A 25582-nucleotide genomic window follows, 5' to 3' on the forward strand; every position below is an offset into this window, starting at 1 on the left:
TTTCCGCTAGCATTGCGCCGAGGCCCCGCCCCCCATGCTGAACGAATCGGCCTCGCGGCCCGAAGCCTCCGAGAGCCCCCTGCCTCCGCCCGAGCTGGCGGAGGAGTTCGAGGTTCTCGTCGAGTCGAAGGCGCCGAGCCTCCTGCGGCGCCTCCTCACCACCTACCGTCACGCGCTCGGCCTGCTCGGCGGCGGCCTGATCGCCTACCTGCGAGCGCTGCCGCCGCCGCGGCAACGCGGCCTGCGCTACCGCTGGCTGCGTTTCATCAACTTCTTCACCCGCCCCTTCGTCGACCGCAAGCTGCGCGACCTGCCCTTCCCGGTCCAGCTCCGCAAGCGGCTCGAGATCCTCGGCCCGACCTACATCAAACTCGGCCAGGTCCTGGCGATGCGCCGCGACCTGCTCCCCGACCGCGTCACCACCGAGCTCGCCAACCTGCTCGATCGCCTGCCGGCGGTGCCCTACAAGCGCTTCCTCGAGCTCGTCGAGCGCGATCTCGGTCGCGACCCGTTCGAGATCTTCGCCTACGTCGAGGCCAAGCCGATGGGCTCGGCGTCGATCGGCCAGGTCCACCGCGCCGGCACCCGCGACGGGCACGCCGTGATCCTCAAGGTCGTCAAGCCGGGGATCCGCGAAATCCTCAAACGCGACCTCGCGCTGCTGCGCACGCTCGGTCGCCTGCTCGAGATGTTGATCCCGCGCTTCCAGCCGAAGCGCGCGATCGACGAGTTCTGCTACTACACGATGCGCGAGCTCGACCTCGAGCTCGAGGCCGACAACGCCGAGATCTTCGCGGCGAACTTCTCCGACCAGCCCGACATCGTCTTTCCACGCATCTTCCGCCAGTACAGCGGCCCGACCGTCTTGTGCATGGAGTACCTGCGCGGGGTCAAGCCCAACAGCACCGAGGCGCTGGCGCTCCCCGAGCCCGACCGCGAGAAGCTGGTCGACCTCGGCGCGGCGGCGATCATCCGGATGCTCTATCGCGACGGCTACTTCCACGCCGACCTGCACCCCGGCAACCTGTTGATCCTGCCCGGCCCGCGGCTCGGCTTCATCGACCTCGGGATGGTCGGCCGGTTCGAGGAGGAGCTGCGACGGAACCTCCTCTACTACTACTACAGCCTCGTCGTCGGCGACGCCGAGAGCGCCGCCCGCTACCTGACCGGCATCGCGCGAGCGGGCCGCGGCAGCGATCCCCAGGGGTTCCTGCGCGACGTGGCCGACGTCTCCCGCCGCTGGCGCCGCCAGGTGGCGAGCCAGGGGACGTCGGTCGGCCAGCTGATCCTCGAGTCGGTCGCCAAGGGCGCCCGCTACAAGATGTACTTCCCCGTCGAGCTCATCCTGATGGTGAAGGCGATCGTCACCTTCGAGTCGGTCGGCCAGTTGATGCTGCCCGGGCTCGACGTGACCGACTACTCGCAGAAGCACCTCAACGGCGTCCTCTACTACCAGCTCAATCCGCTACGCCTGGCGCGCGAGAGCCTGCGCGGCGCGCCGGAGTTCCTCGACACCCTGGTCAAGGTCCCGATGCTCATCACCGCCGGCCTGCGCGCCCTCGAACAGGCCACCTCGCGCCCGCCGGAAAACCCGTTCGCCGGCATGCGCGGCACGATGTACGCCGGCTTCTGCCTGATCGCCGGCGCCATCCTCGCGGCCTTCGGCAGCCCGACCTATCTCTGGGGCCCCCTCTTCATCCTTTCGGGCCTGCTCGCCCTCCGCCGCGGCAAGTAGGCCTTCTCCGCGCCGGTCGAATCCGCGTCCAACCTCTCGCGACGGGCAGCGGCACCAAGACCCTCCCGCGCATCAGAGGGAAGGAAGACGGCTTCGCGCCCCGATCGGTGCGACCCGCTGGGCCGATCGTCGCGTTGGGACAGGGCTTTGTCGCATCCGGCCATTCTTCTTGCGCGCCTCGCCGGCGATCCTGAGCGCGACTCGACTCGAGCTCGCGGCGTCGTGCAGCGGAGCTCGGTCGAGGTCCGAGACCTGGCGTTGCCCCCTCCACCCCGACCCGGTCGGGCGTCGCCGGTCCCGAGGAAACACACTCCGGATCGGGAGGACCTGATGTCGAAGCGAGCCATCCCCCATTCCCTTCTTCTGCTCGGCTGCCTGTTCGCGACCACCCCTGTCTTGGCCCAGAACCTGATCCCCGACGGAGACTTCGACACCGACACCTCCGCCTGGGATGCTTCTCCCGGCGTCCTGTCGTGGAGCCCGCTCGACGCTGCGGACGATCCCGAATCGGGGTCTGCGCGCCTTCGCTTCTCCGGCGCCGGTGCCGGAGCCGGTACTGGCGTGGCTCGTTGTGTACCAGCTGTCGCCGGTCGCACCTACTACCTCGGCGGTCGCCAGCTGATCCCGACCGGCCAAGATCGCACCGGACGAGGGGACCTGTTCTTCTCCTTCTACACGGGCGCCAACTGCACCGGTTCCCGCACGTTCGGGCCCTCCCTTCTGGTCTCCACCCCCGGGAGCTGGGTTCCCGTTTTCGGCTCGGCGACCGCCCCGGCGGGAACGGTGTCGGCCCTCGTCGTGATGAACATCATGAAGAACGAAGCTGGCGGTAGCCTCGACGTCCACTTCGACGACCTCGCCTTCGGCACCTGCATCGACGCGCCGACCAGCCTCTGCCTCGACAACCAGCGCTTTCTGGTCCAGGCAACCTTCCGAACCACCGCCGGCGGCCCGCTCGGCAGCGCGCAGTCCGTGCCGCTGCGCGCCGATTCCGGTCTCTTCTGGTTCTTCGGCCCGGAGAACCTCGAATTGCTCGTCAAAGTCCTCGACGGCTGCGGCGTCAACGCCCGCCACTGGGTCTTCCTCGCCGCCGCCACCGACGTCGAATACACCGTCAAGGTCACCGACACGGAGAACGGAGCCGTGAAGAGCTACTCCAACCCCCTCGGCCTCCTCTCGCCCGCCCGCTCGGACGTCGACGCGTTCAGCGGATGTGAGTGAGCCGCCTTCGCACGCCGGCCGTTGAAGTCTTCCTCCTCGTCGGCCGGCGCTCCTCTCCCCTTGCGCTGACTCAGGAACACGGGGCGGCGTATTCTCGGCCCATGAGAAGCGCCCTCCGAAGCCTAGCTGCCGCGCTAGTCCTCGCTCCGGCCACCGTGACCGCCGCCAGCGAGGCGCTGAACCCGCGGGCCTTGCCCTCCTTGGTCGAACGATGGAGTCTGCGCGGAGATGCCGACGCCATGGCCCTCTCGGCGGGGAGCCTGTTCGTCGTGAACGACGAGGCTGTCACCGCACTCGACGCCGAAACCGGCGACGTGCGTTGGACGAGCCACCTGTCGGGAGAAAGCTCCTGGGGAGAGGAGCTCATCGTGGTCGGGAATCGTATCGTCGTCAACCGCGAGGGCTCGCTCCTCTTCTTCGACGCGTCCACGGGCGAGCCTCGAGGCCAAGTCGAGCTCCCCGGCTACATAAGCGCGATGGCGGGTCCTCCGCTGGTCGCAGTCGTGAACGAGAGCGGCAAGAACGACTCGCTGTTCTCGATCGACCTCGAGCAGGCGAAGGTGAGTGCTACGCGCGTGCTTCCCGCGGAAGAGAGCGACCTGGCGCTTGCAAACGGCGTGGCTATGGTGGCCATGAACGAAGCTGCCGACAGCCTCTCCACGCGCTTCGAGGGGTACGACGCGCACACTCTCTCCCCGCTCTGGACCTTCACGGAGCGAGCGGTATCGGAGTTCGTCCGCGTCGCCGACCGACTCTGGATAGCGACCTTCCAGGAGGCGTGCGGCGGGGATACTTTGCGCTCGATCGAGCCCGCGACTGGGGCTCTCGGAGCGCCCCAGCCACCCCATCTCGACCGGCGGTGGTACCTCTCCGGACTCCCGTGGGAGTACAGCTTCGAGGCACGAGCTGACGAAGCGGGCGACGCCGGCGGCTCGGGGTCCAGGGTTGGGGTCCTCTATCGCAAAGAGTTGACGACATCTCGAGACGCCTGGCATGCGGACCTACCCGGGCAGCCTTTCAGGATTGTGCCTTTCGGTTCCAGGCTCGCGGTCGCAGTCCGGCGCGATGCAGGTCGCCAACTTCTCGCTCTCCTCGATGCTGGCAGCGGAGAGCTGATCCAGCTCGCCTTCGGGCTTCCGCCCGAGCTTCGGAGACTCGAGGCCGTGGGCGACCTTCTCCTCGCTCTCGAACCCTCGGGAGTCCACGCCTACGAGCTCGCACGCTTCGCCAAGCCAGAGAACGAAACTCGCTCGCTGAGATCCGAGGTCGAGCGACTCCTCCTGCCGCCCGGTGGTCCATCGTCGAAGCGTTCGGATCTGGACAGCATCTGGCAGATTCGGGCGGAGCTCGATCTCCTCGGTCCAGCTGCCTGCCCTGCCGTCGTCGCCCTCCTTCCTCGCCTCGACTCGACCGGCTTGACCGCCGCCGCCGGGTTCCTCGAGGAAAAGCACTGTTCAGATGCAGCCGCCGCCTTGGGCCGAATACTCGGCTCGATGTCGCTCGAGCTGGAGGAAATCGGTTGGCCCGAGTCCAAGGCGCCGATCATGGTGCTTCGAGCGCTGAGCTCGCTGGGCGGCGTGGCGGAGGTTCCGTCCCTCGCCCGCGTCCTGCGCGACACCAACTTGAATCTAGAGGTGCGTGCCGAGGCGTACATGGCGCTCGTCTCGATCGGTTCGCCGCCAGCGATCTCCGCGGCTCGCGCCCTCCTCTCCGAGGGGGTCACACAGCGGTCGGCACTCGAGCCGGCGTCACCCCTCCCGCTCCTGCCGCTCATCGGTGCACCCGAACCAGCTCTGGTGGCGACACCGGGCTGTGCTGAATGCAAGGCCGACTTCCGAACCTGGGGGCTCTGGCGTGCCGCGAGCGGGGCCGCCGTGCTTTCCATCGAAGGCGACCGCCGCATCGTCGTTTATCGCGACGGCTCGGTTGGAGGGTCCGACAACTTCTGGCTCGCAGTCGTGGACGCGGGGGGGCAGCTAGCCGAGGGACCGTGGTTCACCGGTGGGCGGCTCGGCACGGGTCGACACGATGATCCGCGAATCTCGCTGGCCGGGTCGGCGACGCAAGTCAGCATTCGCAATGCGCTCGGCTCCGCTCTGCTCACGGTGGCACTTGCGGACCTGAAAGTCGACCAGGATGGCGACGGCCTCACGGACCTCGTCGAGAAGAGACTCCGGCTGGATCCTGCGCGGCCAGATACGGACGGCGACGGACTCGCCGACGGTGTCGACCCGGCCCCGAACGCTCGCAAGTCCGCTCCCCAGACGGACGAAGAGAAGGCGCGGCTCGCGCTCTTTGCGCAGCTCTTCCAACTGATCGACCGGCGCCGCCCGGACCACACCGCCATGATCGTGTGGCAAGACCAAGCCTTAGAGTGGCGCGGGCGCGAAGGGCCGACCCTCACACTTCCCCCGGAAGAACGGGAGGCGTTCTTCGAAGAAGCGGGTCTGGACGGAATCGCACACCTGTTCATCGATGCGTGGTCAGCCAGGACACCGGATGGCGGTCCTGCTCGATACGACGCCTGCCCCAAGGCGAACGAAGCCGAGCGAAGCTACGACGTCAGAGTCTTCCGCGGTGGGCTCAGCGCGGTCTACTACTGCGCCGTAATGAAGCCAGTCGACGGCAACTGGCTGTTGCGCCGTCTCCGAATCGTGGGCGTCTCCTAGACCGCATTCTCCAGGCTACTCGGCCGGCGCGCCGGTCCCTCGGGCACGCTACCGAGCGACCCGAAGACTCCCAACGAGCCCATCGAGCGTAGCGAGCGGCGGCTCGAAGGCGTCGGCGGGAAGGGCGTCGAGGGCGACGCCGCTCTCGCCGGGTTCGGCGGCAGGGGTGAAACCGCGCGCGGTGACCGGCCAGAAGAGGGTGACCAGGAAGAGGCCGTCCTTGGTCAGGCCCTGCGCGGTGTAGGCGAGCTGCGCCGGCATCTTCGCGGTCCGCGCGTAGCCGCCGACGAAGCGCATGGCGCGGCCGCCGCGAAAGTCGAGCATCTCGACGCGGGCGCGGAAGCGCAGCCGCGCCGCGGGGCGCGGAACCGGCTCGAGATAGCCCGAAACCCGGCCGCTGCCGGCGAGCAGGTTCTCCAGGTGCTCGAGGTGGTTCTTGAGGCCGTCGCGCGCCTCGCCATCGAGGAGCTTCTTGTAGGAGGGCACGGGGAGAATCAGCAGCTGCGCCTCGGCCGGGAGCAGCTCGGCGGCGAGCGTGGCGCCGTCGAAGGTGATCCTTACCCCCGCGGGCGCGGCAGCGAGCGGATCTCCGGAATCCTTCGCCGGCCAACCCGCGAAGGCCGCCGGCGTGAATGTCGAGGCGAGCGGCGCGGGCTCGACGCCGATCTGCAGGCCGACCTTGCGCTCGGCTGCCGGGGATGTGGCAGCGAACGCCGAGAGGTCGACCAACGCGACGAGCGCCAGACGCGCGATCCACCCGAAGCTTCGTCGACTCATCGCCCGCCGCGCTGCATCCGGCCCTCGAACTCCTCCGAGCGCACGATGTCGATGACCACGCTGGCGACTCGCCCGCGCTCCACCTCGCCGAGGTACCGGCGCACGCCGCCGCTGTCGGGAACCCGGCCGAGCAGACCCTGATAGATGTCCTCGAGTCGCTGCGACGCCGAAAGACCGGCGCGCTGCGAGACGTACTCGGAGCTACGCAGCATCGCCTCGACGAGATCGGAGAGGCGGCCGCGCTGGATCTCCGCCACCGCCGAGCTCAGACCGTCGCGGTCGGCGTCGCGACCGAGAAGCGCCAGATAGAGCCGGCGGCCGATGTACTCCGATTGCATGCGGTCGTAGCCGCCCGCGGCCGCGGAGCGGATCTCGACCGGAATCCGCCACTCGAGATTCTGATTGCCCGGAACGCGCAGCCAGAGCTCGCACCCGCCGCGACCCGAACCGGCGGAGATGCGGAAGCGACCGTCTCCCGAATCGTCGATGCGCACCGCACCCGACCGGCAATCGCGGCCGGTCTCGAGCACGAAGAGACCGCGCTCGGACGGATAGCGGCGGCCGAACTGGTCGATCCCTTCGGCGCGCAGCTCGATCGTCTCGTCGCCGGAGAGCGAGAGTCCGCGACGCGCGTCCATGCCGCGGCCGCGGTCGCCGGGGCGTTGCGCCGAGATGTCGACGTCGCAGATGTACGGCCGCGGGCCACAGGCGACGCAGGACTGGGCGGCGGCCGGCGAACCGGGGGCGGCGAGGAGCACGAGGCCGGCGAGCAGGCTCGCGGCGAGGAGAGCGGTGACGGCGGGGCGGGCGGCGATCGGTCGCTGATTCATGCGGACACTCTCCTGGTTTCCAGGCCCGGAATGCTACACGGTCGGCGGGCATCCCGCTTTGACCGCAAGCGCGGCGAGGCCGATAATGAACGCAGGAAGGCCCCCGCCTTCCGCCCGATCGATGAGCCTCTCCCGGCGCCTCCGAGCGCCGTTCCGCTTCGCCAGATCCCTCTCACCTGCCCGCTCCGGGCCCCGTGGGCCGGTCGGTCCGTCCTTGCGTCGTCGGCCTGGAACGCCGCTCCGGCACCTTCGCGAGGTGACCTCGTGACACGTCCTGCCTTCCGCGCCGCGCTCGCACACCTCGCCGCAGCCGTCCTGCTGACGAGGGCGGCAGCGGCCGACCCGCTGACCTTCACAGCCGCCCGTACCCGGCTGCTCGCCACGAGCCCCGGCCTCGCCGCCGCACGAGCCGAGGAGGCGCGACGGGCCGAAGGCGAGCTCGCCGCCCGCGGCCTCGCCTGGCCCACCGTCGAGGTCGGCGCGCGCTTCACCCGCATCGACGAACCGATCGTCATCGATCTCGCCCCGATCCGCCAGGTCATCCTCGCCCTGCATCCGGCGGTACCGGCGGCGCTCGTCCCGCCCTTCACCCTCGACGTCCAGGACGAGAGCTTCCTGCGCGGCGACGTCCGCCTGACCTGGCCGCTCTTCACCGCCGGGAGGATCCCCGCGGCGCAGCGCGCCGCCGCCGCCGAGAGCGCCGAGGCCGCTGCCGAACGCCGCTCCACCGAAGGGCGGTTGTCGACCGACCTGGCACGCCGCTACTTCGGCGTGCGCCTTGCCGCGCGCGTCCTCGCCCTGCGCGAGGAGGAGCTCGCCGGACTGCGCGACCACGCCCGCCAGGCCCGCCGTCTCGAGGAAGAGGGGCAGATCGCGCGCGCCGAGCGACTACGCGCCGACGTGGCGGTGGCGGAGGCGACGCGCGATCTGGAGAACGCCCGGCAAGACCTGGAGCTGGCGCGATCCGCGCTGGAGCGCCTCCTCGCCCTGCCCGGCGCGGCCGATCCGGCGACCTCGCTCCCGCGGCCGATCGAGCTCGCTCCGCTCGCGTCGTTCGTCGCCCAGGCACGGGAGGCGCACCCCGCCCTCGCGCGCCTGGCCGCCCAGCGCGAGCTGGCTCGACAGGCGCGCGCAGCGGCACGCGGCGAGCTTCTCCCCGAGCTCTACGCCTTCGGCGTGCGCGAGCTCTACGAACCGGACCTGACGCTGCTCGACCCGGCCTGGGCCGTCGGACTCGGGGCGCGCTGGACGCTCTTCGACGGCGGCCGGCGGCGACACAAGATCGCCGCCGCCGAACGACTCGGCGAGCGGGTCGAGGCGCTCACCACCCAGGCCGGCGACGACATCGCGCTCTCGACCGAGCGCGCCTACCGCAACGCCGAGAAGGCGCGCACCCAACACGCCGCGCTCGCTGCCGTGCGCGAGCTCGCCGCCGAGGCGCTGCGTGCCCGCGAGCATGCCTTCGCCGAGGGGTTCGCCACCTCCCTCGACGTGGTGGACGCTCGCAATACCCTGACCCGCGTCGAGGTCGGCCGCCTCGCCGCCGCCAACGACTGGGCCGTCGCTCTGGCCGAGCTGCTCGAGGCTTGCGGCACGAGCGACGAGCTGCCGGCACGCCTCGCGGCCCTGCCGGCCGAGGAGCCGTGATGTCCGAGACCCCGACCGCACCTTCCCCCTGGCGGCGAACCGTCGTCGCGCTGGCCGTGCTGCTCGCCGTGGCTGCCGCCATCGCCGGGCTCTACCACCTGCTCTCGCGTCCGGCGCTCGACCGCGTCCAAGGCGAGATCGACGCCACCGAAGTGCGCGTCACCGCGAAGGTCCCCGGCCGCGTGCTGGAGATGCGGGTCCGCGAAGGCCAGCATGTCTCCGCCGGCGAGCTGGTCGCTCGCCTCGCGACGCCGGAGCTCGGCGCCAAGCGCGATCAGGCCGAGGCCGCCCGCCGGGCAGCGGAGGCGCAGAGCCGCAAGGCCGAGAGCGGCGCGAGGCGCGAGGAGATCCGCGCCGCCGAGGCGCTCTGGCAGCGCGCCACCCGCGCCGAAGAGCTCACTCGCCTGACCTTCGAGCGGCTCGACCGCCTGCAGCGCGACGCGGTCGTCCCCACCCAGCGACGCGACGAGGCCGAGGCCGCCTGGAAAGCGGCGGCCGATGCCGTCGCGGCGGCCCGCGCCAGCTACGACCTCGCACTCGCCGGGGCACGCCGCGAAGATCGGCAAGCGGCGGCTGCGCTCGTCGAGCAGGCAGGCGGGGTCGTCGCCGAGGTGGCGAGCTACGAGCGCGAGGGCGAGCTCACGGCTCCGCGCTCCGGCGAGATCGCCGTCGTCGTCGTCCAGCCCGGCGAGCTCGTCGGTCCCGGCGCACCGGTGGCCACCCTGATCGATCTCGACGACGTCTGGGCGACGTTCAACCTGCGCGAGGACCGCCTCGCCGCGCTGCCGATGGGCCGTCGCTTCGCGGCGACGATCCCGGCGCTCGGCGGTCGCGAGATCGAGCTCGAGGTCGATTTCGTCGCCCCCCAGGGGAGCTTCGCCAACTGGCGAGCCACCGGCGAGTCGGGCGCGTTCGACCTCAAAGGCTTCGAGGTGCGCGCCCGTCCGACCGCCCCGGTCGAAGGACTGCGTCCCGGCATGAGCGTGCTCGTCGACTGGTCACGGCTGACCGCCGCACCCGCCCCATGATGGCGACCGCTCACGCCGCCGTGGAGGGAGGCGACCCTTGAGGGGCGCCCTCGTCGCCGTCCTCGTCCGCGAGCTCGCACGTGCCCGGCGCGGTCCGCTCGTCGCCTTGCTGGTGGTCGTCCTGCCGCTCGCCTCGTTCGCCCTGCTCGCGGCGGTCTTCTCGGCGCGCGTCCCCCGCGACCTTCCGGTGGTGCTCGTCGATCTCGACGACACGCCCCTGTCCCGTCGACTCGCCCGCTTCGCCGACGCGACCCCGTCGGTGCGGCTCGCCGAGCGCACGGCCGACGCGGCGCTCGCCGAGCGGCGGCTGCTCGAAGGGCGCGCGTACGCCGTCTTCACCGTGCCGGCGGGCTTCGAGCGCAACGTGCTGCGCGGCGGCCCCTCGCCGGTGCTGCTCGCCACCAACTCCCAGTGGCTGCTGCCGGCGTCGCTCATCCGGCGCGACCTCACCGAGGCGGTCGGCACGCTCTCGGCCGGCGTCGAGATCCGCACCCTCGAGGCGCGTGGCAGCGGCGCGGCGCTCGCCCGGGAGCGCTTCGAGCCGGTCCACGGCGAGCGCCACGCCCTGTTCAATCCCGGCCTCGACTATCTCCACTACCTGCTCGTCGGCCTGCTGCCGACGATGCTGCAGATCTTCGTCCTGGTCGCCGGCGTGCAGGCGGTCGGCAGCGAGCTGCGCGAAGGAAGTGCCGGCGAGTGGCTGGACGCGGGCCAGGGGCGCATCGGCGTGGCGCTCTTCGGCAAGCTCCTGCCCTACGCCACGGGCTACCTGGGCATCGCCGCGGCGATGCTCGCCGGGCTCTTCGGTCCACTCGGCGTCCCACGTCGTGGATCCGCCACCCTGTTGCTCGTCGCGTCTGCGCTCTTCGTCCTCGCCTACCTCGGACTCGGCGCCCTGCTGGCCGCGCTCTTCGGCAACCTGCGGCTGGCGACGAGCGCCGCGGCGTTCGTCGCCACGCCGGCCTTCGCTTTCGTGGGGTTGACCTTCCCGACGATGGCGATGCCGCCGCTCGCCCAGGTGTGGGGTGCCGCGCTGCCGCTGACCCACTACCTGCGCTTGCTGCTCGAGCAGGCGATGCGCGGAGCTCCGCCCGCCGATTCGTTCGCCGAGCTCGCGGTGCTCGGCGGCTTCGCCCTCGTCGCGCCCTGGCTCGCCCTGCCGCGGCTCGCCCGCCTGGCGCGCAACCCGGCCGCCTGGGGCAGGTCGTGAGCGATCTGCTCGCCGTCGCCTGGGACGAGGCGCGCACCGTCGCGCGCGACGTCGGGGCACTCCTCGTCCTGGTCGGGGCGATCCTCGTCTACGCCGTCTTCTATCCGCAGCCCTACCTGCCCGAGGTGCTGCGCGACGTGCCGGTCGTCGTTCTCGATCGCGACGACACGCCGGCGTCGCGGGCGCTCGCCCGGACGGTCGACGCCCACGAGCTCGTCGCCGTGGCGAGGCGCACGACCGATCCGGCGATCGCGCGAGCCATGGTCCTCGCCGGCGAGGCCGGCGGCGTCCTCGAGATCCCCGCCGACTTCGCGCGCACGATCGCCCGCGGCGAGCCGGCGACCGTCGGTCTCTTCGCCGACGCCAGCACCTTCCTGGTCTATCGCCAGGCGCTCACCGGACTGGCCGAGAGTGTCCGTGTCTTCTCGGCGCGGATCGAGCTCCGCCGTTTCGCCGCCGGGGGCAGCGGTGCGAGCGAGGCGCGGGCGAGGCGGGATCCGATACCGCTCGTCGTGCGCTCGCTCTACAACCCGGTCGAAGGGTACGCGAGCTACATCGTGCCGGCGGTGCTGGTGCTGATCCTCCAGCAGACGCTGCTCATCGGCGTCGGCATGCTCGCCGGAACGCGCGCCGAAGACGCGGCGCCCCGTCCCCCGCGACGCGCGGCGGCCGGTCCCGCCACCACCGTGCTCGGCCGTGCCCTCGCCTATCTCGCGCTCTACGCGCTCCACGCCACCCTCTACTTCGGGCTGGCGCGTCGCCTCTTCGACTTTCCCGAGCGCGGCGCGGCAGGGGACGTCGCGGCGCTCGCGCTGCCGTTCCTGCTCGCGGCGATCTTCCTCGCGCTCACCGCGGGCCGCCTCTTCCGACGGCGCGAATCGGCGATGCAACTGCTGCTCTTCACCTCGCTGCCCGCCATCTTCCTGGCGGGATTCGCCTGGCCGAGCGAGGCCGTGCCCCCGGCGATCCGAGCGCTCTTCCTGCTGCTGCCGAGCAGCTCGGCGATCCCGGCGCTGCTACGGGTCGAGCAGATGGGCGCCGACCTCGCCGCCGTTCGCCCCGAGCTCTCGACGCTCTGGGCGCTGGTCGCGCTCTACTTCGTCCTCGCCTGGCTCGGCGAACGCCGCGCGCGAGCGCGGACCTGAGGGAAGTCGACTCAGCCGGGAAACCTCAGGTCGGTTCGTCGCGAGACGGCGCAGATAGCTGTCCTGACGGGCCCCCACAGCGGATCGACGCCGAGGCGTATCCGGACGATACGCCGCAGGCGGCGAACCGCGAGGAGGCCTGGCGGGGCGGCCAGATGCGGCGTCGCAGCAGAAGCGAACTGAGGTTTTCCGGCTTAGCCGGGACTGTCGAGCAAGGTGAGGATCGACGCCGCCGACGAGCAGGTGACGCCACGTTCGGGCTCGATCTCGAGGGCACGGACGACCCCGTCGTCGACGACGGCGGCGAAACGCCGGTAGCGCCTGCCGAGCCCGATGCCCGAGAGATCCGCGGCACAACCGAGCGCGGCGAGCAGCTCGCCGTTGCCGTCGGCGAGCATGTCGATGGTCTCGGCGGCGCCGTGGGCTGCGGCCCAGGCGGCCATGACGAACGGGTCGTTGGCGGCCAGGCAGGCGATCGCCGCCACGCCCCGCGCCCGCAGCTCGCCGGCGAGCCGCACGTAGCCCGGCAGGTGGACGCTCGAACAGGTCGAGGTGAACGCTCCCGGCACTGCGAACAGGACCACCTTGCGGCCGGCAAGGTACTCGGCGAAGGAGAACGGCCGGACACCCTCCGGGCCGAGACGGTGCAGGCGCGCGTCGGGCAGGCGATTGCCGATGGCGAGACTCATGAAAGGACTCCCCAGAGAAGGAGCGGCAGGCTCATCCAAACCGCTCCGCCGGCGCGAAGGATGGCATGGACACGCCGGCGGCGGAAGCCATCCGTCCCGCCGCCGACGAGAAAGGACCTGGGATCATGCTCGCCTCCACCGCTCCGCTCGTCGACCTGCCGCGACCGCTGGGGCCAGTCGACCAGCCGCGTCTCGAGCGCGCCGTCCGCGAGATGCTGCTCGCCATCGGCGAAGACCCCGAACGCGAAGGGCTCCTCGATACGCCGGCGCGCGTCGCTCGCTCCTGGTCGGAGCTCTTCGCCGGGTTGCGCGACGAGCCCGGTCGTCACCTCGCCCGCACCTTCGCCGCCGAGTCCGACGACCTGGTGAGCCTGCGCGACATCGAGTTCTCGAGCTTCTGCGAGCACCACCTGCTGCCGGTCTTCGGCCGCGCCCACATCGCCTACTTGCCGTCCGGCCGACGCGTCGTCGGCCTTTCGAAGCTCGCGCGGACGGTCGAGGTGTACGCCCGACGCCCGCAGCTCCAGGAGCGCTTCACCGCCCAGGTGGCGGACGCGCTGATGGAGCATCTCGCACCACGGGGCGTCCTCGTCGTCGTCGAGGCCGAGCACATGTGCATGAAGATGCGCGGCGTGCGCAAGGAGTGGCCGGTGATGACCACCATCGCCCATCGCGGCGAGCTGTCGCACGATCGGGAGCAGCGCGCCGAGGTGCTGGCACTCCTCGGTTTCGGCGGCAGCGCCGCGCCGCGCCGCGACGCCCGTCCGCGAGCCGGTGCGACGGAGGGGCCGAGCGACTCCCCCACCCGGCCGCTGCACCTCGTCTGAGCGGTCGAGGCTCGCTCCGGAGGGAAGGGCGTAGAGTGCCACGCATGACTCGCCCTCTCGGACCCGACGACGGCCCCGTGCTGGTCACCGGGGCCACCGGCTATCTCGGCGGTCGCCTGGTGCCGCGACTGCTCGAACGCGGTTTCACCGTGCGCTGCCTGGCGCGCGATCCGCGCAAGCTGGCGGCGCGCGACTGGGCGTCCCACCCGCGGCTGGAGCTGGCCGCCGGCGACGCCGGCGATCGCGCCGCCCTGGCGGCCGCCCTGGCGGGCTGCCGCGCCGCCTACTACCTCGTCCACTCGATGCTGGTGGCCGGCGGCGAGTACGCGGCACGCGACCGCGAGCTCGCCGCCACCTTTCGCGACGCCGCGGCCGCCGCCGGTGTCGAGCGACTCGTCTACCTCGGGGGGCTCGGCGAGACCGGAACCGGGCTCTCCGAGCACCTCGCCTCGCGACGCGAGGTCGAAGCCGTGCTCGCCGACGGCCCGGTGCCGGTCACCGTCTTTCGTGCCGCGATGATCATCGGCTCGGGCTCGGCCTCCTTCGAGACGCTGCGCTATCTCGTCGAGCGCCTGCCCTGGATGGTGACGCCGCGCTGGGTGGAGACCGAGTGCCAACCGATCGCGGTGCGCGACGTGCTGCGCTACCTCGTCGACTGCCTCGGCGTTCCGGAGACCGCCGGCCGCACGCTCGACATCGGCGGCCCCGAAGTCCTCTCCTACCGCGAGATCCTGCAGCTCACCGCCGCAGCGCTCGGACTGCCGCGTCGCCGGATCGTGCCGGTGCCGGTGCTCACCCCTCGCCTCTCCTCGCTCTGGATCCACCTCGTGACGCCGATCTCGGCGCGCATCGCCCGGCCGCTCGCCGAAGGGCTCCGCAATCGAGTGGTCTGTCGTGACGACGAGGCCGAGCGACTGCTGCCTGGCGAGCGCCTCACCATGCGCCAGGCGATCGAGCTCGCGGTCGGGCGGACGCGCAGCGGCGCCACCGAGACCACCTGGAGCGACGCCGGACCGATCCCCGGCGACCCCGACTGGGCGGGCGGCAAGCTCTTCGAGGACCGGCGAACGACCCAGGTGGCGGCGACCCCCGCCGCGCTCTTCGCGGCGGTCTGCCGCATCGGCGGCGGCCACGGCTGGTACGCCGCCGACCTGCTGTGGCGACTGCGCGGCGCGCTCGACCGTCTGGCCGGAGGCCCGGGGCTCCGACGCGGGAGGCGCGACCCGGACCACGTCGCCTACGGCGATGCGCTCGACTTCTGGCGCGTCACCGGCGTCGAGCCGGATCGTTCCCTGTCGTTGCGCGCCGAGATGAAGCTCCCCGGCGAGGCTCTGCTGCGCTTCGAGATCACCCCCGACGCAGGCGACCCGAGCCGCCCTCTCCTCACCCAGATCGCCCGCTTCCAGCCGCGCGGCCTCGCCGGACTCGCCTACTGGTACGCCGTGGCGCCGTTTCACGGCCTCGTCTTCCGCGGCATGCTCGAGGGGATCCGCCGCGAGGCGACGCGCACCGGACCTCAGGGCAGCGGGCCGTCCCAGCGCTGAAGGCCGCCGCTCTCGTAGCCGTCGTGGAAGAGCGGGACGCTCCCGTCGTCCGAGATCGCCCAGAGCTCGCTGCCGTGCACGCCATCGTCGGCGGCGAAGAAGAGGCGCGGCCCGACGCGACGGAAGAGCCCGGGGCTCGACGACTGCGCGCCCGGTGCGATGTCGGTGACGCGCATCGTCAGCTTCGACACGCCGTCGGTGCGCCAGGCCTCGCGTCCGTAGGTCGGCGTCCACGCCGAGAAGTAGAGCTGACCGTCGAGGAAGGCCAGGTCGTCGGGCCGCGACGAATCGGCTCCGGGGACGAGGTCGGCGAAGACGCGCGTGCCGGCTGAAGTTCCATCGCTCACCCAGAGCTCGCGGCCGAGGAGTGGGTGCTCGGCGACGAAGTAGATGCGATCGCCCGCCGTGGTGAGCTGACGCGGCGTCGACGGATAGCTCCCCGGGTAGAGGTCAGCGACCATCACCGTTCCAGCCTCGGTCCCGTCGGTGATCCACAGCTCCTCACCGTGCACGCCGTCGTCGGCGGCGAACAGCGCTCGGGCACCGAGCGCAGCGAGGCGGCCGGAGATGGGAGGGCCTCCCGGAATCCAAGTGCGCGCCAGCGGGAGCGCTGACGCCGCGCCGGGACCGATCTCTCGAGGCAGCCTCGTCCCTTGCGGGGTTCCGTCCGTCCACCAGAGCTCTTCCCCGCGGAGGGGATCGGAGGCGATCAGCGCAAAGGCGTCGCCGACGGACAAACCCTCGAGAAGCTGACCCTCCGGTCCAAGGTCCGCGAGGAGCGTGGTCGTGCCGCTGGAGGTCGAGTAGCTCGCCAGTTCCTGGCACCCGAAGATGGCGCGGTCGGAGCCGGAGACGAGCTTGGTGTACGCACAATTCGGCGAAAACCCGGCAACGGATGTCGTTCCCGCCAGGGTCCCGTCGCTCTCCCAGAGCTGGGCATCCCCGCTGAGGAGCCAGCGGTCATCGAGACGAGACACCGCCGGCGCCATCTCGCCTCCGGGGATACCGGACCCGGGAGTGAACGGCGCTCCACTTCCTTCCGGCGTCCCGTCCGTCAGCAGGTACTCGATCGACTCATCGACCCCGTCTGGAGAGTCGTACACGAGCGCACGGTCCCCGGAAGACGCACACTGCCAGATCCCTCCACTCGTACCGCTTCCGAGGTTCTCGAGCCCGCCGATCGAGCCGTCTGTGGAGATCAATTTCCTGAACCACGAACCTCCTGCGCTGCCGGCCATCGAGAGCAGAAGGCGCTCGCCCACTGACTGAAGGCAATACGGCGGCAACGAACTCCGGAATATGTCGGCCGTCCATCCCGGCACGAAACCGGAGCCCGGATCGGGAAGTGCCCTCACCAGACTCGTTCCTGCGACCCCGAGATCGACGCGCCAGAGTGTCGATCCTCCGGCGTCGTCCCATGCAGGAAGAAACAGCGCGCCTCCAATCTCGTGCAGCGAGGTCATGATGAGGCGGATCGGGTACGCCTGAGGCAGGTAGTCGAGAGGAAACGAGGTCACCGCGTGGGTCCCGGCCGATGAGCCATCCGAGACCCAGACCTGCAGATCGCCCGTCGCGCCCTCATGGGCCAGAAAGACCGCTCGGCTGGCGCTCACCGGGCTTCCGGGTGAGGCGAAATACCAGAAGTCCTCGTACATGAGGGATCCCGCCGCCCCGGGGTCGAGGTCTCCCAACGAAGTCGCGGAGAGACCGTCGACGACCCATGGCTCGAAACCGGTGGCCTCCGTCGAGATTGCGGCCAGTAGCTTCGAACCCACCGGCACACCGAGGAGCGAGAGCGAGACGCAGGAGTCGACGGGGAGTGGAACCTGCAGCGTGCCGGCGACGGTGCCGTCGGTTCGATAGAGCGTCGGACAGCCGGCGGCTGGCACGCGATCAAGGAAATATGCGCCGCTCCCCGACCGAATGACCTGGTCGGCCGAAGTCGTGATGGCTCGCAAGACGAAGGTGCCAGCCACCGTGCCGTCGGACCGCCAGAGCTCGACCTGACTACTGGCGAGCCGGCGCTGGAAGACCGCGGTCCCGTCCGGCAACGCAGCAAGGAGGGCGTGTTGCGAAACAAAACCGGTCCGGTAGGGGTCGACATCGATCACCCTCGTCGTTCCCGCCGCCGTCCCATCGCTCGCCCACAGCCCATTCGCCTGCGGACCCGCGCGAACGAGGAGCCAGAGCCGACCTCCACCGGGCTCGATGGCGACGAAGAAGGGCGAGGTGGCGTCTCCTGTCACGTCGCGGACCAGAAAGGTGCCGCCCGGCGTTCCGTCCGAGCGCCAGAGCTCGCGGCCATGCACTCCATCGTCGGCGACGAAAAAGAGCAGGCCACTCGCCGTGCGGAACATCGCGGGCTCGGAGCCGAGCAAGCCGGGGCGGATGTCGAGCACCATCGCCGTGCCCGCCGCCGTGCCGTCGCTCGACCAGAGCTCCGCGCCGTGGATGCCGTCGTCGGCGACGAAGAAGAGTCGCCCGCCCACTTCGGCGAGCGCATCGATCGACTCGGTCGCGTAAGCACCGCACGAGCCCGGGCAGAGGTCGCGCAGCAGGTAGGTGCCGAGCGCCGTGCCGTCGCTCCGCCAGAGCTCGCGGCCGTGCGTCCCGTCGTCGTGAAAGAAGTACGCCGTCCCGCCCAGGCCCACTGCCCCTTCTGTCGGGCCGAGGAAGCCCCAGGGATAGCGGAAGCCGGGATCGAGATCGTGGACGAGGTAGGGCGTCTGGGCGAACGACGCGCGGGCGAACAGCGCCACGAGGGCGCCGAGAGCGAGCGCAAGGATGGGGCGAGAGGTCACGCGCATGCGATCCTCCGGGGTGCTCTACGGGCCGTCTAGACGCACTCTACACCCCTGCCGCAACCGGCTCGCCACCCCGACAGGCGGCCTCGACCTCCGGCCCGACGCGACCTGCGAGAGGATGAGCCCATGAGCACCCCGTCGCCTACGCTGCCCGAAACGCTTCTGGTCGTCGGTGCGGCCATCGTCGAGACGGGGCGCTGCCTCGTGGCCCAGCGCTCGCCGACGATGGCGCTTCCGGGAAAATGGGAGTTCCCCGGCGGCAAGGTCCACCCCGGCGAGCCTCCGGCGGCAGCGCTGGCGCGCGAGATCGCCGAGGAGCTGGGCCTCACCGTCGAGGTCGGAGCGCGGATCGGCGTCGGCTTCGACGACCAGGGTCCGCGGCGCATTCGGCTCGAGGTCTACCGGTGCACGATCCGCGGCGGGGTGCTGCAATTGGCCGAGCACACCGCCGTCCGCTGGCTCGGGCCGGACGAGCTCGAACCGCTCGACTGGGCCGAAGCCGATCTGCCGGTCTTGCCGGCGCTTCGCGCGCTGCTGCTCGCCTGCCGTTGAGGGTCAGGAGACCGCAGCCGACCGGCGGATGTCGCCGACGATCTTCAGATGGTGGTGGTGGTGCACTTCGAGAAAACGCAGCCACTGCCCGAGATCGAGCCAGCCGAAGCGCGGATGGCGGATGCGACCGCGCACGGCACCAAGGTCGGGGAGCCGCTCGCCGAAGTCGACCAGGGCGAGCTCGACCTCGGAAAGCTGGGCGCGCAAGCGTTGCGCGTCGACCCCCTGCGGTCGGGTGAAATCGGGCGCCTTGCCGACGCCGCGCGGAATCCAGTTGAGCGCGAGGAACAACCGGCCGAGCGGATGGGCGCGACGTTCGGCATCGCGATCGGGCTCGCCGGCAAGCTTGCCGAGCGCGAGCAGGATCTGCTGGTCGGTGATCGCCAGGTGCTCCACCTGCTGGCCGACGCTCCAGTGCGAGACCGCGTCGTCCCGCCGTGCCAGGACCGAATCGTCCGCGGCGAGCGCCGCCATCTGCCGGACCTGGGTCAACACCCGCGCATGAACTGCCGTGAGATCGCCCGCCATCGTCCCCTCCCCGGGTCGAGCGAATCCTATCCCGCCCCTCGCCTCGCTCCAGCCGCCGCGAGAGGTTAGGCTCGCGCCGCGAGAGCCGCCATGACCGATCCCGACGAGATCCTCTCCACCCCCATCGGCCCGCTGCGCGTGCGCTTCGATCGCGGCGGCGCGCTCACCTCACTGCGCTTCCCGCTCGAGGGCGAGGCCAATCCGGCGGAGCCCCCGTCCGTCAGTCCGGCAGCCCAGGCACTGGCGCGCCAGCTCGAGGAGTACTTCGCCGGCCGCCGCGAGCGCTTCGAGGTGACGCTCGCCCCGGAGGGCACCGCCTTTCAGCGCGCGGTCTGGGAGGAGCTCGTGCGGATTCCGCCCGGCACCACGGCGAGCTACGGCGAGATCGCGCGTCGGATCGGCCGGCCGAAGGCGGTGCGCGCCGTCGCCCAGGCCTGCGGTGCGAACCCTCTGCCGATCGTCATCCCCTGCCATCGCGTGATCGGTGCCGACGGCTCGCTCACCGGGTTCGGCGGCGGGGTCGCGCTCAAGCGGCGCCTGCTCGTGATGGAAGGGTCCCTGCACGGAGCGCTCTTCCGCACCGAAGACGAGACCTCCAGGTAAGGGAACCGCCGGCCCGCGCGAGCCTCGCAGCGCGCCTCAGCGATGTGGCGGATCGCCCGGCTTGACGACCGGGATGGGGAACGGCCGGACCGTGCTGGCGCCCTCCGGTGCGGCTCGCATGCGCGACGTCCCTTCGCGCTCGACCTCGTCGATGCGGACGATGGCGTGGAGCGGCAGGAAGAGGCGCTTGGCCTCGCCGAACTCGTGACGCAGGCTCTCTTCGCCGGGATCGACGACCACCTGCGACCGCGCACCGAAGATCAGATCTTCGACCTCGATGAAGCCGAAGAGACTCCCCTGCGTCACCTGGCGGGCGTAGAGCTCGACGAGCTGCCCGTTGCTGGTGAAGAGGACCTTGTAAATGCGCTGCTTCCTCGCCATCGCTCCTCCCGCCCTCGGCCGTTCGACCGAGCGGATCGAGGCAGTCTAGCGGAGGTGGTCGTACTCCGGCCCGTCGAGGGAGTGGATGCGCTGCATCACCTCGGCGTCGGGCACACTCGAACGCCAGTGGCCGGAGAGGCGCGCGGCCGCGACCCCCCCGAGGAAGAGCCCGACCAGCAGGGCCGCCGCGACCGCTGGCCGCAGCGGGCGTGCAAGGCGCCCCCACCATCCGGGAGTCTCGACGCGCAACGCCCGTGGCACCGGACAGTCGGCGACGCACGAGAGACAACCGACGCACTCGTCCGAGCGCACGCGCGAGAGCTGGTCGACCGGCAATCTCGCCGGGCAGGCCTTGGCGCACCGTCCGCAGTCGATGCACGACGGGGCATGGCGGACGATCTTGCCCGGCGCGAGCAGCGAGGTGATGCCGAGCAGAGCTCCGTACGGGCACAGGTAGCGGCACCAGGCATACGGGATGACGACCGACACGGCGACGAGCCCGAGCAGGACCTTGCCGGCGAGCGGCGAGAGCCGCTCGAAGAAGTAGAGCATCTTGACGTCGGCCACCCGGTTGTACGGCGAGTCGAGGAACGAAGCGATGAGCGGCGCCGACATGCGAACGAAAATGGCCCAGACGAAGAAGGCGAGGAGCAGGTACTTGAGCGAGCGCAACGGCAGATCGAGCCAGCGCGGCAGCGCGATCCGACGCCGGAAGAGCCGCTTCGAGAGCGCGGCGAGCATCTCGGAGACGCCGCCCACCGGGCAGACCCAGGAGCAGAACGACTTCTTGACCGCGAGGCTCATCCCCACGAAGAGCAGCAGCAGCACGAGCGCCGCCGGGTGGACCGAGTGGATCTCCCCGCTGTGCCAGAGATGGCGCAACGACATGAGACCGGAGAGCGGCAGGAAACCTTCGACGCCGGGCGGACGCTGACCGACGAGTTGCCCGGCCTCGAGCCCGCGGACCCAGCGGACGAACTCGACGCCGATGGCCAGCACCAGGCAGGCGAAGAGGAGTTGCACCGTGTGACGCAGCCAGCGCACCTGCGTGCTGCGCCAGCGAGAGGCCTTCCCTTGGAGGGCGGTCGCAGGCCACTCCCGGTCGAGCTTCCAGAGTGACTGGGAGGCCGCCAGGGCCTCACTGGCAAGGCGGCCGAGCTTCGACGCCGGAACCGGCGACGGATGGGGCGGAGGGGTGGGCCGAGGGGCAATGGGGGCAGCCGGTTCGGTATTCATGATCTGGAGATCATCTTATCAAGAGAACAGCCGAACGCCCCACCCGGGTGGGCAGGGACCCGGCTCACCGGCCGGTATGGATCGCGTCGGTCGCGGAGACGCCCTGGTCGAGCTTGTGATAGTCGAGCTCGCTGCCGCGGGCGCTGTGCGGAACCATGTAGACCGCGAGACTCACCGCCATCGAGAGCGCGACCACGAGGCGGCGCCAGGGCCGACCCTCCTCCGCCCCACGACCGAGAACGAGCACGGCGACCACCCAGGCGAGCCACATCCAGAGCGTCTTGTCGTCGGTCAGATCCTGGCCGAGCGGCCAGCCGGTCCAGTAGGCGCCGAAGGCGTGCTTCTGCACCATCGGGCCGAGGATCATGCCGCCGAGCGTCATGCCCCCCAGGGCCAGGCGCGCCAGGCGGGTCACCCCGGTCGGAGAGACCAGCGCCGCGAGCCCCGCGCGCACCGCCATCAGCAGCCCGACGAACATGCAGAAGATGTGCGGCAGGAGCAGCCAGGCCGGCACGTCGCCACGGTAGCGCAGGACGACTGGCCTGCCATCGGGCGGCACGGTGGCGCTGCCGGCGGCCGTGGCGAGCTCGAGAAGATACTCGACCTTGCCGGCCGGGGGCTGGATCGGCAAGGTCGCCCGCAGCACCTCTCCCTCCCGCCGCATGGGGACACGCTGCCACTCGTCGTCGCTGCGCAGGCGGCGCCAACGCAGCGTCCCGTCGACGCCGACCGGCGCAGCCAGCTCGACCGGAGCCTCCGCGGTGGTCACCTGCGAGCGCAGCAGGCGGAAATCGAGCGTCTTGCCGGCGATCGACACCGAGCCGCGGGCCGGGTAGGTCGGCCCGGTCCGCCGCTGATAGACGACCGCTGCAGCCATCACCAGGAAAGCCAACACCCAGAGGGTGACCCGCCGCCCGCGACTTTCTCGTCCCGTGCCTGTGCTCAGCTCCACGGCCGCTCCTCCGTCCCATGCCACCGCGCCAGCCGCGACGGCGTTGGCGGAGCCTAGCCGATTCGGCGCGCGAATGCCCTTGGCCGCACGCATGGGCGGAAGTAACATGCCGGCGAGGCCGTCCGCGAGCCGGCCGACTTGACGAAGGAGGAACCGATGGCGCCGCGCGCCCTGATCGTCGACGACGAGCCCAGCATTCTGCAGACCCTCTCCGGCGTGCTCTCGGACCAGGGGGTCGAATGCCTGGGGACGACCAGCGGCGAGGAGGCGCTCGCCCTCTACGGTGCGCATCGGCCCGACGTCGTGTTCCTCGACGTCTGGCTGCCCGATCGCGACGGCCTCGAGACGCTGCAGGCGATCCGCGCCCTCGATCCCCAGGCCACGGTGCTGATGATGTCCGGCCATGGCACCACGTCGACCGCCGTGCGGGCGATCAAGATGGGCGCGTTCGACTATCTGGAGAAGCCGCTCACCTACGCTCAGACGATCGAGGCCCTGCGCTCGGCGCTCGACCACCGCCATCAGCAGATGGCCGGCACGACCGCCGAGCCGCCGTTCTACCCCGACAGCGCCGAACGGCGGATGCCCGCGCCGCCGGCGCTCGGCATCCTGCGCGAAGGCCGCGAGCCGCAGCGCACGCTGCGCCACAGCTCGGTGGTCTACGGTTTCGGACTGCACTCCGGCGGGCGCACCGGGATGGTGCTCCAACCCCTGCCACCGGACTCCGGCATTCACTTCCTCTCGCTGCCGAGCGGGACGGCGATCCCGGCGCATCTCGACTCGGTCGGCGACACCGACTACGCCACGACCCTGGGACGCGACGTGGCCGCGGTGCGCACCGTCGAGCACCTGCTGTCGGCGCTTCACGCGGCCGGCGTGACCAACCTGCTGGTCAAGCTTCACGGCGAGGTGCCGGTGCTCGACGGCTCGTCGAGCGACTTCTGTCGCACCCTCGAGCAGATCGGCGTCGAGGACCAGGGCCTGCCGCGGCGCGAAGTGGTGATCGACCGCCGCTACGAGGTGTCGAGCGGCCCGGGCAAGGTGCTCACCGCCGAGCCGTTCGACGGTCTCTCGGTCTCCTACCTCCTGCGCTATCCGCCGCCGATCGGCGAGCAGTTCTGCGAATTCACGCTCGACTCGTTCGCCCGCTACCGCGACGAGATCGCCCCGGCACGCACCTTCGGCTTCATGCGTGACCTCAAGATGATGAACGAGCTCGGTCTCGGTTCCGGTGGGCGGCTCGACAACTTCATCCTGGTCGGCGAGGACGACGTGATCAACACCCAGCTGCGCTTCCCGGACGAGTTCGCACGCCACAAGGTGCTCGACATCCTCGGCGATCTCTATCTGCTCGGCTACCCGCTGCGCGGCAAGGTCACGGCGCGGCTGACCGGACATCGCGACAACGTGGCGATCGTCCGGGCCATCGTCGACGCCAACCGCCTCGGCCCGGCCGGCACCTAGAAGGGGGTGCGCTCGAGGCTCGACCGGCCGGCGTCGTGCCGTCCCGTCGTCCCGAACGAACGCAAGGCCCTGGACTTGGGGGGCGCCACACCGGGCCCCAGGACCTCCTGCCGACCACCCCCGGATCCCTCGCTCTCGCTCGGGATGACGGGGGTGCGACGACGCCCGGTCAGCGGCTATCCGCGACGCGGCGAACGGCGTTGACGACACCCGAGGCGGCCGAAGGGTCGGACCTGCGTCGTGCCGTTCCAGGCGATCAGTAGAAGAACTCGCGCAGGTCGTAGCGACCGACGCGCAGCCCGGCGGCACGCAGGGCCACCGCGAGCGTCGCGAGCTCGTCGGCGATCGCCTCGGGTGTCATCGCTTGCAACCCGCTCGCCGCGGCCCGCCGGGCGTACTCCGACGCCGGATCCTCGACGAACGGCGAGAGATAGACGCGATCGTGGCGATCGAGGGGCAGCGCGGCGAGCGCGGCGACCGTCGCCTCGCGGTGGCGCACGCGAAACCGCTCCCCGCCCAGCCCGGCGATGACGATCAACGAGAGCGCCACGCCCGCCGCCTTGAGCTCGGCGACGAACGAGGCCAGCTCGCGGACGCTCCCCGGCTTGTCGACCAGCGCCAGCAGCTCGTCGTCCCCGCTCTCCATGCCGATCGCCACCTGCGTCAGTCCGCGGGCGACGAGCGCGTGCCAGTCGGCCGGGTCGTGCTTCTCGCCACTCCAGACATCGACGAAGCTCGCCACCGGCAGGCCCGGAAGCTCCCGCGCGATCCGGTCGAAGATCGGCAGGAGCCGCCGCGTCCCCAGAGCCAGGGCGTTGCCGTCGGCAAGGAAAACGGAGCGGCGCCGCGCGAGGTCCCCACCGAGCAGCTCCCGGACAGCGGCAAGGTGCGCGCCGAGCTCGACCATGCCACGCGCGCGAAACGGCCGGTCCTGGTAGAACGAGCAGAAGGTGCAGCGGTTCCAGGTGCAGCCTTCGGTCGCCTGCACGACCACCGAAAGGTACTGGTCCGGTGGCAGGATGGCGATCGGACGATAGGTGCGGTCGAAGCGCTCGCGCTCGGCGAGCAGCCGAGCGGGAGTCCACGGGGCGACCTCCCGCTCGACCCGCTCGCGCAGCGCGACCTCCCCGGGTTCGGACGCCATCGCCAGGGCGAGCTCACGGGCCTCGGCGAAATGCTGCACGGCCTCGGGATCGCCGAGCTTCCGCCACCGCGTCTCGGCCGTACGATGCCGCTCGAAGAGATCCGAACCGAGACTGCGGCGAAAGAACGACTCGCCCCGGGCGAAGGTGATCAGGCGTCCCGCGCGATCGAACGCGACGACAGAGGAGGGCTCGGGCGAGAGAACGGTCGCCGTCGCCGAGAGATTGACGAAGCGCTCTCCGGGCCGGTTCATGCCGCGGCAGTCTAGCCCCCCCGCGCCGACGCCGATCAGGTCGCCGCCGGCGCGTAGCCGTCGAGCAGGATCATCTCGGTCGTCGCGCTCGCCGCCCGGACCGGCTTGGCGGCGGCGTATTCCGGGGACGCCCACCAGGTCCGTGCCTGCTCCATCGAGGGGAACTCGAGAATCACCAGTCGCTGGAGCGAGCGCTTCCCTTCGAGCGGCTCGACCCGGCCGCCGCGCACCAGGTAGCGCCCGCCGTGGGCGGCGACCGACGCCTCCGCCAGCCGCTTGTAGCGCTCGTAGGTGGTCGGGTCGGTCACGGTGATTTCGACCAGGACGTAGGCAGGCATGGCATC

Annotated in this window: 22 protein-coding genes; 12 read left to right on the plus strand and 10 right to left on the minus strand. The window is 71.0% G+C overall.

The genetic code is table 11. The features are described 5' to 3' along the window. Positions 1-34 precede the first annotated feature (34 nt). From IPJ17_16420 to IPJ17_16430, 3 genes are all read left to right on the plus strand, one after another. Complete coding sequence (locus IPJ17_16420; GenBank protein QQR73053.1) at positions 35-1735, plus strand: AarF/ABC1/UbiB kinase family protein; 1701 nt, start codon at positions 35-37, stop codon at positions 1733-1735. 330 nt (positions 1736-2065) lie between these two features. After that, positions 2066-2956: a hypothetical protein gene (locus IPJ17_16425; protein ID QQR73054.1), complete on the plus strand. Its 891-nt coding sequence runs from the start codon at positions 2066-2068 to the stop codon at positions 2954-2956. 101 nt (positions 2957-3057) lie between these two features. Next, a complete protein-coding gene (locus tag IPJ17_16430; GenBank protein ID QQR73055.1) occupies positions 3058-5625 on the plus strand; it encodes a PQQ-binding-like beta-propeller repeat protein in 2568 nt (855 codons plus the stop codon). A 48-nt stretch (positions 5626-5673) separates the two neighbouring features. Here IPJ17_16430 and IPJ17_16435 read toward each other — a convergent pair whose 3' ends face one another. Both IPJ17_16435 and IPJ17_16440 read right to left on the minus strand, forming a co-directional pair. Continuing rightward, positions 5674-6402 carry a hypothetical protein gene (locus IPJ17_16435; protein QQR73056.1) on the minus strand — a complete coding sequence of 243 codons (729 nt, stop codon included), beginning with the start codon at positions 6400-6402 and terminating at the stop codon, positions 5674-5676. After that, positions 6399-7232, minus strand: coding sequence for a DUF4214 domain-containing protein (locus tag IPJ17_16440; GenBank protein ID QQR73057.1), 834 nt, complete (start codon positions 7230-7232; stop codon positions 6399-6401). Before IPJ17_16440 ends, IPJ17_16435 begins: the two co-directional genes overlap by 4 nt. 264 nt (positions 7233-7496) lie before the next feature. On the opposite strand from IPJ17_16440, the gene IPJ17_16445 reads away from it, so the two are divergent. From IPJ17_16445 to IPJ17_16460, 4 genes are read left to right on the plus strand one after another with little or no spacing between them, the layout of a single operon-like run. Beyond that, complete coding sequence (locus tag IPJ17_16445; protein ID QQR73058.1) at positions 7497-8879, plus strand: TolC family protein; 1383 nt, start codon at positions 7497-7499, stop codon at positions 8877-8879. After that, positions 8879-9907, plus strand: coding sequence for an efflux RND transporter periplasmic adaptor subunit (locus tag IPJ17_16450; protein QQR73059.1), 1029 nt, complete (start codon positions 8879-8881; stop codon positions 9905-9907). Before IPJ17_16445 ends, IPJ17_16450 begins: the two co-directional genes overlap by 1 nt. A gap of 37 nt (positions 9908-9944) precedes the next feature. Further along, a complete protein-coding gene (locus tag IPJ17_16455) occupies positions 9945-11117 on the plus strand; it encodes an ABC transporter permease (protein ID QQR73060.1) in 1173 nt (390 codons plus the stop codon). Continuing rightward, on the plus strand, positions 11114-12262 hold the full coding sequence (locus tag IPJ17_16460; protein QQR73061.1) for an ABC transporter permease: 1149 nt from the start codon (positions 11114-11116) through the stop codon (positions 12260-12262). The genes IPJ17_16455 and IPJ17_16460 overlap by 4 nt, the downstream gene beginning before the upstream one ends. 194 nt (positions 12263-12456) lie before the next feature. On the opposite strand, the gene IPJ17_16465 is transcribed toward IPJ17_16460, so the two are convergent. Next, entirely contained in the window at positions 12457-12951 is a 495-nt protein-coding gene (locus tag IPJ17_16465; protein ID QQR73062.1) for a peroxiredoxin, read from the minus strand. A gap of 125 nt (positions 12952-13076) precedes the next feature. On the opposite strand from IPJ17_16465, the gene folE reads away from it, so the two are divergent. Together folE and IPJ17_16475 are read left to right on the plus strand one after the other, a co-directional pair. Continuing rightward, a complete protein-coding gene (folE, locus tag IPJ17_16470) occupies positions 13077-13778 on the plus strand; it encodes a GTP cyclohydrolase I FolE (protein QQR73063.1) in 702 nt (233 codons plus the stop codon). Between the two features lie 44 nt (positions 13779-13822). Beyond that, positions 13823-15322, plus strand: coding sequence for an SDR family oxidoreductase (locus IPJ17_16475; GenBank protein ID QQR73064.1), 1500 nt, complete (start codon positions 13823-13825; stop codon positions 15320-15322). Here IPJ17_16475 and IPJ17_16480 read toward each other — a convergent pair. Next, a complete protein-coding gene (locus IPJ17_16480; GenBank protein ID QQR73065.1) occupies positions 15295-18123 on the minus strand; it encodes a hypothetical protein in 2829 nt (942 codons plus the stop codon). The genes IPJ17_16475 and IPJ17_16480 overlap by 28 nt on opposite strands. Positions 18124-18252: 129 nt before the next feature. On the opposite strand from IPJ17_16480, the gene IPJ17_16485 reads away from it, so the two are divergent. Continuing rightward, entirely contained in the window at positions 18253-18678 is a 426-nt protein-coding gene (locus IPJ17_16485) for a (deoxy)nucleoside triphosphate pyrophosphohydrolase (GenBank protein ID QQR73066.1), read from the plus strand. A gap of 3 nt (positions 18679-18681) precedes the next feature. Here the strand turns inward: IPJ17_16485 and IPJ17_16490 are convergent, their stop codons facing one another. Next, entirely contained in the window at positions 18682-19206 is a 525-nt protein-coding gene (locus tag IPJ17_16490) for a DinB family protein (protein ID QQR73067.1), read from the minus strand. Between the two features lie 90 nt (positions 19207-19296). On the opposite strand from IPJ17_16490, the gene IPJ17_16495 reads away from it, so the two are divergent. Beyond that, on the plus strand, positions 19297-19809 hold the full coding sequence (locus IPJ17_16495; protein ID QQR73068.1) for a methylated-DNA--[protein]-cysteine S-methyltransferase: 513 nt from the start codon (positions 19297-19299) through the stop codon (positions 19807-19809). A gap of 36 nt (positions 19810-19845) precedes the next feature. Here IPJ17_16495 and IPJ17_16500 read toward each other — a convergent pair whose 3' ends face one another. From IPJ17_16500 to IPJ17_16510, 3 genes are all read right to left on the minus strand, one after another. Beyond that, positions 19846-20190 carry a DUF1820 family protein gene (locus IPJ17_16500; GenBank protein ID QQR73069.1) on the minus strand — a complete coding sequence of 115 codons (345 nt, stop codon included), beginning with the start codon at positions 20188-20190 and terminating at the stop codon, positions 19846-19848. Between the two features lie 45 nt (positions 20191-20235). Then, positions 20236-21426: a 4Fe-4S binding protein gene (locus IPJ17_16505; GenBank protein QQR73070.1), complete on the minus strand. Its 1191-nt coding sequence runs from the start codon at positions 21424-21426 to the stop codon at positions 20236-20238. A 64-nt stretch (positions 21427-21490) separates the two neighbouring features. Next, on the minus strand, positions 21491-22378 hold the full coding sequence (locus IPJ17_16510; protein QQR73071.1) for a hypothetical protein: 888 nt from the start codon (positions 22376-22378) through the stop codon (positions 21491-21493). A 156-nt stretch (positions 22379-22534) separates the two neighbouring features. Between IPJ17_16510 and lpxC the strand changes: the two genes are divergently transcribed. Further along, the gene (lpxC, locus tag IPJ17_16515; GenBank protein ID QQR73072.1) at positions 22535-23842 is read left to right on the plus strand and encodes a UDP-3-O-[3-hydroxymyristoyl] N-acetylglucosamine deacetylase; all 1308 of its coding nucleotides are present in this window, start codon (positions 22535-22537) and stop codon (positions 23840-23842) included. A gap of 256 nt (positions 23843-24098) precedes the next feature. Here lpxC and IPJ17_16520 read toward each other — a convergent pair whose 3' ends face one another. After that, entirely contained in the window at positions 24099-25238 is a 1140-nt protein-coding gene (locus tag IPJ17_16520) for a radical SAM protein (protein QQR73073.1), read from the minus strand. Between the two features lie 35 nt (positions 25239-25273). Further along, a complete protein-coding gene (locus IPJ17_16525; GenBank protein ID QQR73074.1) occupies positions 25274-25576 on the minus strand; it encodes a DUF1330 domain-containing protein in 303 nt (100 codons plus the stop codon). Positions 25577-25582: the final 6 nt, after the last annotated feature.

The organism is Holophagales bacterium (genome assembly GCA_016699405.1).
Taxonomy (GTDB): domain Bacteria; phylum Acidobacteriota; class Thermoanaerobaculia; order Multivoradales; family JAGPDF01; genus JAAYLR01.

Excerpts from the sequence above, each read along its gene's own strand:
- IPJ17_16420 (QQR73053.1), top strand. The coding sequence starts at position 35 with ATGCTGAACGAATCGGCCTCGCGGCCCGAAGCCTCCGAGAGCCCCCTG.
- IPJ17_16425 (QQR73054.1), top strand. The coding sequence starts at position 2,066 with ATGTCGAAGCGAGCCATCCCCCATTCCCTTCTTCTGCTCGGCTGCCTG.
- IPJ17_16430 (QQR73055.1), top strand. The coding sequence starts at position 3,058 with ATGAGAAGCGCCCTCCGAAGCCTAGCTGCCGCGCTAGTCCTCGCTCCG.
- IPJ17_16435 (QQR73056.1), bottom strand. The coding sequence starts at position 6,402 with ATGAGTCGACGAAGCTTCGGGTGGATCGCGCGTCTGGCGCTCGTCGCG.
- IPJ17_16440 (QQR73057.1), bottom strand. The coding sequence starts at position 7,232 with ATGAATCAGCGACCGATCGCCGCCCGCCCCGCCGTCACCGCTCTCCTC.
- IPJ17_16450 (QQR73059.1), top strand. The coding sequence starts at position 8,879 with ATGTCCGAGACCCCGACCGCACCTTCCCCCTGGCGGCGAACCGTCGTC.
- IPJ17_16465 (QQR73062.1), bottom strand. The coding sequence starts at position 12,951 with ATGAGTCTCGCCATCGGCAATCGCCTGCCCGACGCGCGCCTGCACCGT.
- folE (QQR73063.1), top strand. The coding sequence starts at position 13,077 with ATGCTCGCCTCCACCGCTCCGCTCGTCGACCTGCCGCGACCGCTGGGG.
- IPJ17_16475 (QQR73064.1), top strand. The coding sequence starts at position 13,823 with ATGACTCGCCCTCTCGGACCCGACGACGGCCCCGTGCTGGTCACCGGG.
- IPJ17_16485 (QQR73066.1), top strand. The coding sequence starts at position 18,253 with ATGAGCACCCCGTCGCCTACGCTGCCCGAAACGCTTCTGGTCGTCGGT.
- IPJ17_16490 (QQR73067.1), bottom strand. The coding sequence starts at position 19,206 with ATGGCGGGCGATCTCACGGCAGTTCATGCGCGGGTGTTGACCCAGGTC.
- IPJ17_16495 (QQR73068.1), top strand. The coding sequence starts at position 19,297 with ATGACCGATCCCGACGAGATCCTCTCCACCCCCATCGGCCCGCTGCGC.
- IPJ17_16500 (QQR73069.1), bottom strand. The coding sequence starts at position 20,190 with ATGGCGAGGAAGCAGCGCATTTACAAGGTCCTCTTCACCAGCAACGGG.
- IPJ17_16505 (QQR73070.1), bottom strand. The coding sequence starts at position 21,426 with ATGAATACCGAACCGGCTGCCCCCATTGCCCCTCGGCCCACCCCTCCG.
- lpxC (QQR73072.1), top strand. The coding sequence starts at position 22,535 with ATGGCGCCGCGCGCCCTGATCGTCGACGACGAGCCCAGCATTCTGCAG.
- IPJ17_16520 (QQR73073.1), bottom strand. The coding sequence starts at position 25,238 with ATGAACCGGCCCGGAGAGCGCTTCGTCAATCTCTCGGCGACGGCGACC.
- IPJ17_16525 (QQR73074.1), bottom strand. The coding sequence starts at position 25,576 with ATGCCTGCCTACGTCCTGGTCGAAATCACCGTGACCGACCCGACCACC.